Source organism: Maribacter sp. HS, assembly GCF_048059195.1.
GTDB classification, from domain to species: domain Bacteria; phylum Bacteroidota; class Bacteroidia; order Flavobacteriales; family Flavobacteriaceae; genus Maribacter; species Maribacter dokdonensis.
Genome location: NZ_JAYLVV010000004.1, coordinates 690,907 through 704,375 on the forward strand (window position 1 = coordinate 690,907; position 13,469 = coordinate 704,375).

The 13,469-nt window shown below is 32.8% G+C and carries 14 protein-coding genes; all 14 read right to left on the minus strand.

Annotated elements, in window-relative coordinates:
* Positions 1-94: 94 nt before the first annotated feature.
* The 14 genes from VBZ51_RS12680 to VBZ51_RS12745 all read right to left on the minus strand — a co-directional run bounded on the left by VBZ51_RS12680 (position 95) and on the right by VBZ51_RS12745 (position 13,376).
* Complete coding sequence (locus VBZ51_RS12680) at positions 95-1,528, minus strand: amidohydrolase family protein (RefSeq protein ID WP_054558033.1); 1,434 nt, start codon at positions 1,526-1,528, stop codon at positions 95-97.
* Positions 1,529-1,698: 170 nt separating this feature from the next.
* Positions 1,699-2,631 (minus strand): NAD(P)-dependent alcohol dehydrogenase, encoded by a 933-nt coding sequence (locus VBZ51_RS12685; RefSeq protein WP_054557932.1) that lies wholly within the window; start codon positions 2,629-2,631, stop codon positions 1,699-1,701.
* Positions 2,632-2,716: 85 nt separating this feature from the next.
* The gene (locus tag VBZ51_RS12690; protein ID WP_054557933.1) at positions 2,717-3,622 is read right to left on the minus strand and encodes a PD40 domain-containing protein; all 906 of its coding nucleotides are present in this window, start codon (positions 3,620-3,622) and stop codon (positions 2,717-2,719) included.
* Between the two features lie 28 nt (positions 3,623-3,650).
* Positions 3,651-4,220: a hypothetical protein gene (locus VBZ51_RS12695; protein WP_054557934.1), complete on the minus strand. Its 570-nt coding sequence runs from the start codon at positions 4,218-4,220 to the stop codon at positions 3,651-3,653.
* Between the two features lie 226 nt (positions 4,221-4,446).
* On the minus strand, positions 4,447-5,508 hold the full coding sequence (gene trpS / locus VBZ51_RS12700; RefSeq protein WP_054557935.1) for a tryptophan--tRNA ligase: 1,062 nt from the start codon (positions 5,506-5,508) through the stop codon (positions 4,447-4,449).
* A gap of 62 nt (positions 5,509-5,570) precedes the next feature.
* Positions 5,571-6,248, minus strand: a complete 678-nt coding sequence (locus tag VBZ51_RS12705) for a hypothetical protein (protein ID WP_054557936.1) — start codon at positions 6,246-6,248, stop codon at positions 5,571-5,573.
* A 65-nt stretch (positions 6,249-6,313) separates the two neighbouring features.
* Positions 6,314-6,919, minus strand: coding sequence for a hypothetical protein (locus tag VBZ51_RS12710; protein ID WP_054557937.1), 606 nt, complete (start codon positions 6,917-6,919; stop codon positions 6,314-6,316).
* Positions 6,920-7,030: 111 nt separating this feature from the next.
* On the minus strand, positions 7,031-7,192 hold the full coding sequence (locus VBZ51_RS12715) for a hypothetical protein (RefSeq protein ID WP_164674148.1): 162 nt from the start codon (positions 7,190-7,192) through the stop codon (positions 7,031-7,033).
* Positions 7,193-7,575: 383 nt separating this feature from the next.
* Complete coding sequence (locus tag VBZ51_RS12720; RefSeq protein WP_054557939.1) at positions 7,576-8,100, minus strand: GNAT family N-acetyltransferase; 525 nt, start codon at positions 8,098-8,100, stop codon at positions 7,576-7,578.
* Between the two features lie 62 nt (positions 8,101-8,162).
* The gene (locus VBZ51_RS12725) at positions 8,163-9,722 is read right to left on the minus strand and encodes an amidohydrolase family protein (protein ID WP_083467470.1); all 1,560 of its coding nucleotides are present in this window, start codon (positions 9,720-9,722) and stop codon (positions 8,163-8,165) included.
* A gap of 73 nt (positions 9,723-9,795) precedes the next feature.
* Positions 9,796-10,701: a type 1 glutamine amidotransferase domain-containing protein gene (locus VBZ51_RS12730; RefSeq protein WP_054557941.1), complete on the minus strand. Its 906-nt coding sequence runs from the start codon at positions 10,699-10,701 to the stop codon at positions 9,796-9,798.
* A 75-nt stretch (positions 10,702-10,776) separates the two neighbouring features.
* Positions 10,777-12,177 carry an alpha/beta hydrolase family protein gene (locus VBZ51_RS12735; RefSeq protein ID WP_054557942.1) on the minus strand — a complete coding sequence of 467 codons (1,401 nt, stop codon included), beginning with the start codon at positions 12,175-12,177 and terminating at the stop codon, positions 10,777-10,779.
* A 109-nt stretch (positions 12,178-12,286) separates the two neighbouring features.
* A complete protein-coding gene (locus VBZ51_RS12740) occupies positions 12,287-12,883 on the minus strand; it encodes a hypothetical protein (protein ID WP_054557943.1) in 597 nt (198 codons plus the stop codon).
* Between the two features lie 7 nt (positions 12,884-12,890).
* The gene (locus tag VBZ51_RS12745) at positions 12,891-13,376 is read right to left on the minus strand and encodes an RNA polymerase sigma factor (protein WP_054557944.1); all 486 of its coding nucleotides are present in this window, start codon (positions 13,374-13,376) and stop codon (positions 12,891-12,893) included.
* Positions 13,377-13,469: the final 93 nt, after the last annotated feature.

The window sequence follows — 13,469 nt, forward strand, 5'->3', positions numbered from 1 at the left end:
TTATGACGCAGTTCTATAAATTATGATGCAAACAAGCCTTTCTATTAAATCTTATTTTAATTTTTCTGATTTCATATACATTTTTACCAGTAGTTTATTTTTCAATGATTAGGTTTTCCAAATACCTCAGAGCAGTAGCTATTAAATTCTTTCGATTTTTTGCCTTTTCATTAAAAGAATCCAAAGTCGCTCTGTCCAATTTTCGCCCCTTCACAAAAACATAGGTGGGTTTTTTAAGCGAAGACAACTTAAAAAGCGGGTTTTCATCCACTAATAACAAATTAGCAATCTTGCCCTCTTCAATAGTTCCAAGTTGATTCATCATTGAATGCGTTCGAGAAGCATTGACAGTAGCTGTTTTCAACACTTCATAATTAGAAAGGCCAGCTTCTTTGTAAAAGGCCAGTTCTGTATGAATTGAAAACCCTGGAAGCGTAACTCCAATACCACCATCAGTGCCACAAATTATAGGTACTCCAGCTTCATGCAGTTTATTAACGATGTTCATGTGAAAATCATGCTGTTTTTTTATCCGCTCAACGGTCGTAGGATCTTCTTGCTTGGCATTATACCAACGCTCAAATTGTCTTTTGCTATCATCCATTTTAATGAGTGGATTCATATACTTCAATGATTCTGAATCTAAAATGTCATCATCCATCATCATTTGATAAATATTATGAAACACCGTAAGTGTAGGACTATAACTTGTATGTTTAGACGCGGAAATAGAATCAATAACAGCCTGAAGCTTAAGGGTATCTAAATCAAACTGCAAAGGTTGCTGCACAATTTCTTCAGCATGTTCAATGGATTTGATTTGTGGGTTTAAATGATATGAAAATGGTACTTTTTGAGAAGGGTGAGCAACAATGTCCATTTCAGAAATCTTGGCTTGTTCAATCACTGCATCAAAAACTTCCTTATCCAATCCATAATACGTTTTGATGAAATCGTAACCTCTGTCTTTATATTCTACAACCTTGTCTTTAGCTTCACTCGGATTACTTAGATTTAAATTGTCATCACCAATGAATTCAGAGCCTGTTAGTTTTGGTCCTGTTGTAAAAAACGATGGTGAAAAAATATTTTCTTCCATTACATCTTCTTTAATTCTTAAATGCATTGGCATACCCCAAAGATTTCTAACTGCTGTTACACCGTTGGATAGGTAGAGTCCGAGTTCATATCTATCCCACACATGCACATGCATATCTATAAGTCCTGGTGTTAGGTATTTGTTCTTTGCATTAATAATTTCAATCCCTTTGACCTCAATAGTGTCTGCAATCTTTTCAATAACTCCTTTTTTTATATACACCATTTTATCAACTAAAACAGTGTCCTGATTCATTGGGATGACATTGACTTTTTTTATCAGGTAAGAATTATTAGATGCAGTTTCATTCTTATTAATCTCAAGGTAATTTGTTCCTGATGAATCAACCCAAAGTGTAATGATTCCTATTAGCACAAGCAGGCCAATGAGAGCGAATACAATTTTTAAAAGTCGTTTTACTATTTTCATTTGGTTAAATTTAAACATCAGATTATATCAGTCAGAAATAAGTGGTAGTTGTGGTTATATTTTTTCTTTTCCTTCTTTTGATTTGACAAAAATACACTGTTCGTTTTTTGATGCTTCGACTGGGCTCAGCACGAGTTGATGATTTATAAATTGGGAAAATCCATAGCGAGCTAAATAGTGATGACCACATTTCCTCTTTTATGACCCATCTCCACATATTTATGAGCTTCGGCCATTTTTTCTAAAGAATATACTCTATCAATAACAGGTCTTAGTTTCTCTTGTTCTGCTAACCTTTTTAAATTAAAAAAAGCTTCTTTTGGTGTTAATGGAGTGCCATGATCTATGGATATGTATTTGCCATTCAAAGCCAATACTTTTTTGCTCTTTTCTTTTAGTATCGATGATTTTGAGTTGCCTACGGCATCAATCACATATTTATACCTTTCCAATTGTTTTTCAGCATTTTCTATCGTGTAGTCAATCACCTTATCACTTCCTAAAGAAGTTACTAATTCGAAGTTTCTACCACTACAAACACTAGTGACATGAGCACCCAAATGCTTCGCCAATTGAATGACCATTGTGCCTATACTTCCTGACGCTCCATAAATTAAAACATTGTCGCCCTTGTTTATGCTCGTCTTTTTTAATAAATGAGTAGCAAGCAAGCCACCATAAGGTATCGCTGCAGCTTCCTCAAAACTAAGATTTACAGGTTTTAGGGCTAGATTCCAATCTTCTGGTAAACAAATATATTCTGCATAAGAACCAAAACGAAGTTTGGTAGGCGAGATTGAACCATACGCAAAAACCTCATCCCCAATTTCGAACAATGTTACATCTTTACCTTTACGCTCAACAATACCAGCTGTTACCATCCCCAATACAGGGTTTCTTGGACGGCCAAAACCAAATATGAGTTGGAGTATAAGTTTAGGAATGAAAGGTTCATTCATTCTCCGAATTAGAACATCGCTTGTGGTAACTGAAGTTGCATGTATCTTTATTAGTACTTCATTAGCTTTTGGTGATGGTTTTTTTACATGACTTAGCACCAGATTATCTACCTCCCCATATTTTAGACATTCTATTGCTTTCATAATTGTTTTTGTTGATAGCAAAGTTGGTTAAAATGTGGGGTACAAAAGTTCGCATTTTGAAATTGGAACAAACCTTTCCTTTTCATTATTCCTTTTTAAGAGCATAGATAACTTTTGCATCTACCCAAAAAACATCTACATTTTCAAAATCGTCTGATCCAACATTTCTACTAAAGAAAAGGTACTTGCCATCTGGCGTTATACTTGCTGAAGCTTCCCAGGCGTTGGTGTTTATTTTATCTCCCAAATTAATTCCATTACCCCAAGTACCATCTTTTTGTTTAAAACTGATGTAAATATCTGAATCTCCATAACCATCTTCTCTTTGAGCATCAAATAACAAATACGATTCATCTGGTGCTATAAAAGGATGGCTCAAAAAGGTTCCTTTATTTATTGCTTTGGGTAAGGCCTTGGGCTCTTCATGTTTACCGTTAATTAAACGCGAATAGCGAATTGGAAACGTTGAATCATTCTCTTTATAGGTGTCAAAATAGTACGTCCCATTTGAAGATGATGAGAGGCGCATAATATACATAGAATCATTACTTACAGTTGGAGGTTCTAGTTTTTGTAATTCTGACCATCCAGATTCCGTTCTTTTTAAATATCTGTCACCTAAATGCATGGTTTGTCCATCTGGGGATATTACCGGTCTTCCTATCCATGGAGATGCTATTTCAGATTTCTTCCATTCCCCATTAATTTCGCTGTATTTGTATTCGTAAAAAGCTGATTTTTTATTTTCTTCTCCTCTTCTAATAAAATAAAACGCTTTCATATCTGGGGTGAATGCACTATTGACTTCATACAAATCCGTAGACACAAGACCTGGAGCAAATGGTAAAGGTCTTAATCCTGGTGGTTTTTGTCCCAGATATGGGTTTTTAATGGTTGGTATATTATTATCTTTAGTTTTTTGTTTTTTTGCATCACAAGATTGCAAAGAAAGTATTCCAGCGATAAGTAGTGTTATGAAGGTCTTTTCCATTTTGATATTCAAATTATTATTGTTTTTGCTAAAACCTATATCCTATACGCAAGTGCATATTTAATTCCATTTCACTTTTGTTGTTTAAATAACCAGCACGTTTAGCAAATGTGTAACTAAATCCTGCACCAAGACCTGCTTCATAATTAAAGTGTTTACCTAAATTTCTTCTAATTCCCCAAGTGGGTATAATAGAAAAATCACTTACCACAGGAGCATCGTCAGTATTGAATAAGACAAACCAATCTGGATGATAACCCATTTTTAAAGCAATAAAGTTGCCACTATTCCCATCAATTCTTTTTGAGTTTTTTGAACGTTTTTCGAGGTTATAATAAAATCTTGGCTCCACAACTATTACAGGTGTTAGTAGAAATGGAGAATCATAATCATCATAATACGTAGATTCCCAAATACCAAAATCAAAACCAATCTCTGTTCTCAGTGCTAGGGTATTTGATAGTTTTGCTTCATTATATGCCCAGATTCCTAGAACTCCAGTTTGTAATCCGAATGTTGATTTTTCTACACTTGTGTTTTGAGCTTTGGCGATTAATGTTAGTCCGCACAAAGTCAAGGTAATTAAAGTTTTTTTCATGATGATGTTTTTTGATTAATGATGATTATTGATTGATTGATATTTGTATGAAGTTTACCTTCTTGAAAAAGTAGAATTAAGTAATGGTTTTAGTTATTTTGTTTTTTTGAAATGCTTCCGTTCGCTTTATTTGTTCTTCGAGATTCCATTCAAAATCAAATCTATTCTTTCAAAATAAAAAGATTGAATCGAGTCCGATTTCAGTTCTTTGCTGGATGTAGTGCTATTATATTTTCATATTCATTGCCTCAGTGACTTCACTCAACGTTCCAATAGCTGTTTCTCTCGCTTTACTTATACCTTTAAGCAAAATATCCCTGACATAATCTTTATTTTTTTCAAGCTCTATTCTTTTTTTTCTAATAGGCTCAAAATATGTGTTTATGGCTTCTTCTGTTAGCTGTTTAAGTTTTCCTGAACCTTGGTCGCCAATTTTATCAGCAATATCTGTTGGACTTTTATCTGAACATAAGGAAGCTAACTTAAGTAAGTTGGAAACCTCTGGTCTGTTTTCGGGGTCGTAAGATATGTAACGACTTGAATCAGTTTTGGCAGATTTTATTAGTTTTGCTGTTTCGTCAGCTGTTGACTTTATCATAATTGAATTGTTGCGACTTTTACTCATTTTTTGAATACCGTCTAACCCAAGAATAGTAGGGGTATCAGTAAAAAATGCAACTGGTTCTGTAAAAATATTTTTATTGAATTTGGTATTAAAGCGCTTTGCAATTTTCCGAGTTAATTCTATATGAGGTAATTGATCTTTTCCAACAGGAACCACATTACTTTTACAAAACAAAATGTCAGCAGCTTGATGAACTGGATAGATATACATTCCTGCATTAATATTACTCAGTCCTGAAGCAGTAATTTCTTCTTTAACAGTTGGATTTTTGTTTAATTCTGAACTGGAAACTAATGTCAGAAATGGAATAGTTAGTTGATTTAATTCAGGAATATGACTATGTGGAAAAATATGAGTTTTATAATTTTCAGGGTCTAATCCACAGGCTAAATAGTCCAAAGTTAGTTCATAGGTGAATTTTGAAATTTCATTAAAAACATTTCTATCTGTCAACACTTGATAATCAGCAATTAAAATATAAGTCTCAATTCCCAAGCTTTGTAATTTTAATCGGTTTATAATAGAGCCAAAATAGTGTCCAAGATGCAAATTACCTGTAGGTCTATCTCCCGTTAATACGCGGTACTTTTGAGGATTCTTATACAAATCATTTTCTAATAATTTACTTTGCTCTTTTGCTTTTTCAAAACTTTTATTTATCATTTAGCTTGTTTGAATGAAACCTAACAATTAGTTAGGAATAATTAAAAATTTTTGTTCGCATATTAACTTGATTCCTTGTGAGCAAACGATTTATGTGGTTTACGAATCATTGCTATTCCAATCCATACAAACCAAACAATCTGACTAATCCCAAAAATTTCTTTGAATACGACGAAAGGTAAAATGGTTAGAATGCCTGCAAGCGCAACAAGTAGGCCTAAAAAGTTCAATGGTTTTGAGAAAAACGAATATTTTAAAGCTGCTATACTTAAAAGTAATACCCAAATTGCTCCAACAATTTCATTTCCTCCACCAAGTCCTTCTGAAACAATACCAGTACTTGTCCAGATTGATATAGCTTTTTGTGGCTCCTCAATTCCAATTTTAATGACAGAATTAAGTCCAATATTTGCAATCATTCCACTGGCTATAACTAAGCCAACCCAGATTACTCCAAAAACAGAAGCGAGTATCGAAAAATTTGGCAAATTATCTTTTATTTTTTGGTGTATTGAAACAACTAATACAGCAAGTAAAATTCCAAATAAAACATAACTTATTAAGTTTGTTGTTGAAAGCATTACATAGTTTTCAGACAAGAAGTTTACTCTTTCAATATCCGTTGCGTCTGCCTTTGGATACGCTAATATTCCACCATAAACTATAAACGCTATGATGTAGATTAATCCAAGTGAAATTGAGCAAAATCCACCAAGTTTTTGTAATGTTTTTGTATTCATAATTATAAAAAGTTTCTTTTTAATAGGGTTGTGAATAGGGGATAACTCACTATTTATGTTAAAGCTTATAACCAGCTAAAGCCTAACCCTATATTAAAGATTACTGCATCTCTGTGTGCATCTCCTTCTAAAGACGCACGACCCAAAACTAGTTTTGACTGCACATTAAGTGCGAAGTTTTTCTTTTTGTAAATTTCGTAACCTGTACTTGCCATAACAGCGCAACCAAAATTCCAATCGTCATTTACATTGTCTTTAATATCATATAATGCTGGCGAATCTATTGCTAAACCAATTCCACCGTGAATCCACCAACGATCTTTTACCCAATATTGTAGCGATGGAATAAAACCTCCGAAATGCCTGTCATTATCCTGAAATTCATAAATATTTCCTGGCATTGCGGCAGTAATGGCTAGTTTTTCATTTAACATATAGCCCAACTTTAAATCTGGTAAAACAAACGTTCCTTGAGATGTGTCGAACGTTTGAATACCTTCACTATCTTCTAAACTGATTAGACCTCCACCTACTGAAAATTCAATAATAAAGCCATCTCGCTGTGTTGTTGTTGTTTCTGGATTTGCGTTTTGAGCGTATGTTATACTTGATACTAATGCAAAGGCTACGCAAGCCATTCTTGATACCATTTGTTTTTTGATTGTTTTCATTTTAATTGATTTCATGATTGTTCGCTTTTTGATTTTTTGATTTTTGTTTCTGATGTTACAAGCATTAATAGCTAATGCTTAAAAAAAAGTGGAATGTGTAATGAGTGATTTTTATTTTTTATGATTTTTTTTGGCACCATATTCTAATGCTGAACCTATGGCAATCCCTAAAACAAACCACAATTGCATATTTGAGGTCAAGTAACCAACTATAGCACCTAGTATAATCCCTATTCCTAATTTTAGACCCTTTCCACTTTTTTCAATTTTCATTTTTGTTATAATTATTAGATTTTTGATAAAATTAAATAGACTTTGCAACCAAAAAGTTCTACTTTAAAAACCAGAACCAAATCTTTTAATCAGCAAACAGCATTCTAATTAATTGATTTTGAATTTTTAGAATAACTGTTCCGATTTGATGGTACAAAGATGCGATGAACCTTGAAGCAACAGTAAACAGTTATGAAGCAAGAGTTAATAAGTTTAGCGCAGTACTATAAATTATGAGGCAAGACTATAAATTATGACGCATTTTTAAATATTACCAAAGAAAACAACAAGCGGTCTATTATTGTTAATAATTTATGAGGTAAAATTAATTGTCAACTTTAAAGAAAAGTTCTAGTTTAAAAATCAAAACTAATTTCAAGCCCCTAAAAGGATTTAAAAATTTTAGGGTGATTATTGGAAACAAACTTTTGGAAGCTTTCATTAGATATCGAGTTAGGGTACGTCATAACCAATAAATCAATTTTACGATCATCAATACTTGATGGGACCTTATATTCGTGTAAGTTTAACTTAAACCCAAGTCGCTCATAAAATCGAATTCTTCTATTATTGATTGAGCTATCTGGTAATTCAACCTCTAATAAAGTGGGATTAGAATTTCCCTTTATAAAATCTTCCAATATTTTGGCTCCATAACCTTTACTTCTTAGAGATTTTGTTACGGCAAAGTGATCTATGTATTGAAAATCTTCAAAATCCCACCACATAACGAAACCGATGAACACATTCTTTTCAATGAATACATCAAACTTGTAAATAGGGTTTTCCAGTAAACATGATTGTGCCTCCAATGTTCTTCTCTCATAAACTGGAAAGGCTTCTTCATAAAGCCCCCAAGCTGAAGCGAAGTAGTCATCATCAATATTATTTAAATTGAGTTGTATCATAAACTAAAAGGACATTAATTATTTGTTTCCGATAAATGATTCATTTCCTGTTTTCACATGTATTAATCGGCAAACTGCACGCGTATTAAAGGACTGTTCAGTAAGCTTACAAAAGTTTTTACATTCATATGAAAACTACCAGCAGCCGTTTCTGTAAACGCCTTTAGTTCTCTGAGTTTTTCTTCATCATAATACACACCGTTTAACAGTACTCCATTGATGCTTTTTGTATTATTTATATCCTGTAAGGGATTTTTATCCAGTAAAACCAAGTCTGCTTTTTTGCCTATTTCAATGGTTCCATAATCCTCGATTGCATTTGAGTAGGTGGCTGGAACCATAGTTGCACTTTGTAAAGCTTCAAGGTTGGTCAACCCAGCAGAAGTCAATTCGTATAATTCATCGTGCAAACTAAATCCGGCAAACACATAAGAGTCCATAACATCTGTTCCTGCCATAATGGGCACCCCCATTCTATGTGCCATGGATAGTTGATTTTTCGAAGCTTCAAAAAATTGTTCACTTACATTTTCACCTTTTCTTTCTAGATTTTTTTCTTTGTTATGGTCTGTATCATATTTCCACCATAACCGCTTTCTAATGTTGGTTACATATTTTAGATTTTCATTGTTGGTAAACTCATTTTTATGCGCATTGGCCTCAAACTTCAAGGTCTGTAAGGTAGGTGTCCAATAAGCTTTTTTTTGCTGCATTAAACGCATCAATGCTTTTGCTTGAACACTGTCAAACTGGTGTACAATCTTTGCTTTTGATTTAGAAAAATAGGCTTTCCAATTCGTTGAATGCTTTAAACTATCCGTTTCCGGGAAACATTCGTACATGAATATTCGTCCGTGTTCAAAACTTCTTTGTCCTAGGTTAACCGCATCTTCCAAACTTAGAAACATGGGTTTATGACCTGCTAGATGCAACCCATATTCTGGTGCTTTTAATGCTAATGTTTTATAGGTGTCCTTTGGTAGCTGTTGGTACACCTTAATAAAATCCACCTTTTCATTTTTATAGAATTGTAGCAATGAATCTACTTGGGATGGATTTTGCAGTTTAAAAAAGTCTGGTGCATCTTCAGGAATGGCTTTTACACCATCCATTTGGTAACTGCTTTGTAATACGTATCTAGGTGTAACCCTGGTGTTAAGTTCTAAATCTTTATTCCATTGCAAACGTTCCTTACTACCCACCCAATAACTATCCTTTTCATTCAATTGACCAGACATATCTCTTACCCCAGTAATGCCATTTGCGATGTACAGTGGATGATGCAACCATTCTGAATGTTGATCGGAATGGGTATGCATATCCCATAAACCTGGAATTAGGAATTTATCGGTGCCATCGATTATTAAAGCATCATCGGAAACTATGATATTTGTACTATCAATTTTTGTAATACGAGAGTGCTCAATTAAAACAAACTGATGCTTAGCTATTTTACCTGTTTTAACATCGACAATACTTACATTTTTAATGATAGTTTCTTCGAAAGATTTTGGTGGTTGTAATGTATTCGTTGGCCATATATAAGCTGTTGCCATAACTATAACTACTATAGAAATTAATGCGCAACTAACTTTTAAAAAAAATAAAACTTTTTTCTTCATTATTTAGCTTTTAGTAATCCCATTAAGTAACGTTGTAGCTTCCTCTTTTAAAAGATTTTTTTCAATTAGCTCTTCAAGTGTTTTTTTTTGCTTGTTCTGTGTTTTGAAGATTCAGCTGTGTTTTTGCTACTAATAACTGAAAGTTTTCATTGAAAAAATAAGGTTTACCAAAAGTGATTAAACGCATCCCTTTTTCTAACTTCTCTTTACTATCCTTAGCTCTTTGCACAGGCTTCACTCCTAAAGCATTCACCACAGCTTCCGCCGAAACTTTTGTGGAAGCTGGATTCTGCCCTGTTATAAACTTGCCAGAAATGACCACGTTTTCTAGCATAAAACTACTTTTTTGATATTTTGCACCTCTAGACTTTACGGCATCTTCCAATAAAAATGGGAATTCATCTATCCATTTACTCTTAAAAATTTTTTCTTCCTCATTAGAAAATCCTGTAATCCTTTCATTATCTAAAATATAATTGTTTTGGTGTTTCACATTAATAAAGGCAGAAGTACCATGACAAACAGAAGCCAAAACTGTACCTTTTCGATTGTATAGATTTAGTATTATATCTTGTAATGAAGGGTCATATGGAACATCGAACATTGCACCCTTACCACCAATAATATAGATAGCATCATAGTCATCTGCGTCTACCTGTGAAGTGGCTACTGTTTGTGAAAGTATGGAAGCTGTATTCTTATTTGTAAAAAAAGCATTATTTTTTTCTTTGGTTGCGTCAAATTTATCTGCCACAACACTACCACCTTTAGGACTAGCCACGGTAACCTTACTATTATTTGAAGTAAAAATATTGTAGGCATCTACAAACTCTTCAAACTCAAATCCTGGTCGTGTTTTACCATTATCTTTACCGTAACTACTTACAATTATGAGCACATTCTTTTGATTTTTGGAAGCAGACTGTGCAAAAGTTATCATTGTAAACAATAACAGAACTACAGTTATATATTTTCTCATGATTTAAAATTTATTATTAGACAAAACTAAGTTTAAGCCATTCTTAAACCATTCTGTTTTATGAATCCGAACGAATTAATTTACATGCTCTAATATCCAACTCGAAATTTCTTTTAATGCTATTGGGGAAAACGTTTGCTCTATCTTTTGATATTCGTCCATCTTTCCAGTTTCACACTCTTGAAAAAAGTGGTTTAAGTTTTCTAATTCTATGATTTTATAATCTTGATTACCTCCTTTAATCAAAGCTTGACGTATTCCATTTTGATTTATTTTGGCTTTTACTTGGGTATCTTTACTACCATTTAAGGACAATACAGGAATTTTTAATTTTTCGATTTCAGTAGCAGGATTGTAATTATAAAAATAGCGAACCCAAGGTGTAGTTCTTGTTTCGATTAAACCTTCAATAATTTCATTCACTTTGGCATCATTACCAACTAATGGTTCTAATATAGGAGCAATCGTTTTGTTGTAATGATTTGTCAATTCTTTTTTAATTATTGATAATTCGTTGTCTGAAGACGCAATTTTAATTGCTTTTCTAATGGCTCGTTCATATTCTGCTTCATTTGGTACAGGAAAAGGCCTCATTGATATAGACTGCATTAATGATATTTCACTCCCAGGAATTCCTGTAGAAGCCAATAAAACCATAAAAGACACGCCTTTTGTTTGATTTGCTGCTAAAGGAGCAATAATACCACCTTCGCTATGACCTATTAATCCGATATCATTAGCATCAATATCTGCTCTTGATTTTAGATACTTTACAGCACTTACTACATCTGTTGAAAAATCTTTTGTAGTAGCATTACTAAAATTACCTGTCGATTTTCCTACACCACGATCATCAAAACGCAAAACTGCAATACCTTGGCGAGTTAAATGATCTGCAATTATCCAAAAAGGTTTGTGATTTGCAAATGTTTCGTCTCTATCTTGTGGACCACTACCACTTATTAAAATAACAGCTGGAGATTTTCCAGATTTTTTAGGTATGGTTAATGTTCCAACAAGTGATACATTAGCTTCCTTATTCTCAAAAACTACTTCTTCTTCATTATAGGGATACGGTTTAACAGGTTCTTGAGGTCTATTATTTTTAGCTTCCAATTTTAGCTTTCCTTTTTTCAAGTTTAAAGGAAGTTGATTCACACCTTCGGTAAATGTGCCTTCAAACTGTTTTAATGTTTGATTGAATTTACCTTCGTACTTTACACCTAAGTTTGCACCATCTATAAGTAATACACCATTTTCAAAAGTCGTTTTTTGAGGTTTTAGAGCAGTAACACGTTGCTTGGGTATTGAAAACTCCGTAACATATTCATTTTCAATGTTTTTAATATTAAAAATAAAACTGATTTCTTTGTCTTCTCCTAATTTTGCTGTTCCGTTCCATATGCCTGTAATGTCTTGAGAAAAACTCAAAACCGAGTACATAAGTATAGCGCATGTGATGTGTATTTTTTTCATTTTATGAAGTTTAAATGTGTTAGAATTTGAACGTATTTTTCCTATCCGAATAACATTCAGAATTAAAATAAATACGTTACCTAGTTATGATTATTAGATTATGATAGGGCTAGTCTTCTAGTTCCTGCAATATGGTATTTGCTGACTCTGTTGCCTTCTTGTATTTTTTTAGTACCCATTGTGAGAATATAAACAAGACCCCAATACCAGAAGGGACTAACCAATTTAGCTTTTCTGTCATTGTAAATACATCGATATCTTTTATGATTTTACCAAATACAATAACCAAAGCTACCAGTACTAAAAAGCTGGTGTAAAAACTTATTTTTTGAATTTGCATAAACTTTGATTTACCTTTTGCATATGCTTCTACAGTTTCTTTAAAAGTGCTTTTAGATATATGCACAGACTTCATTTTTTGAATTGATTTTAAAGACAGCACAGGTAGTACCAAACAAGCAATAATTGCAAATACACCTGAAAGCTTTAAGTACCATACATCTAATGAATTAAAATTGCTAATAATAAACAGTACAGCAGCAAAACACATGAGTGCTGATATTGATTCTGGGACAGATATAGCCCGCATTTTAGTATTAAAACGTTCCTTGGTTAAATCTATAATCAATTGATCTGTCAATATTTTTTGTTGGTCAACTTTGTGACTCATATCTACCCATTGGGATTTCATTTCTTCTAGTTCCATTATTCTATTATTTCTTAATTTGAGATTTTAATTTGCTTTTAATCCTACCTAAACGTGTACCAATATTGGTATTTGTAAAACCAGTTATTGTAGCAATTTCATCATAGTTTTTACCTTCCAAATAAAGTAGTATAATTCCTCTTTCTACAATGCTGAGTTTTTTTATATGCGCATATAACAGTGTTACCCGTTCTTCCATAACCGTGTCAACATGGTCTATTTTATTTAAAAGAAAATCGTCAATGGATATTCGAGTTCCTTTTCTTTTTTCTTTTTTCAAATTGTTGATTGCGGTATTTAGTGCAATACGATACATCCAAGTACTTATTTTAGAATGCTCTTTAAAAGAATCGTAAGATTTCCAGAGTTGATACACAATTTCTTGGTATAGGTCCTTTTGATCTTCAGTATTATTTGAATAAATTCTAGAAGTTTTATAAATAATACCTTCGTTTTCTTTTATATCCTGAATGAATTTCTTTTTTGAATGCATTTAAAGATTATTACACTCTATTAGTTTATGAAGTGTCTAAAAAATCACAAAAAATGTGGTTTTAATTTTATAAAATATCCGTAAGGCATTGTT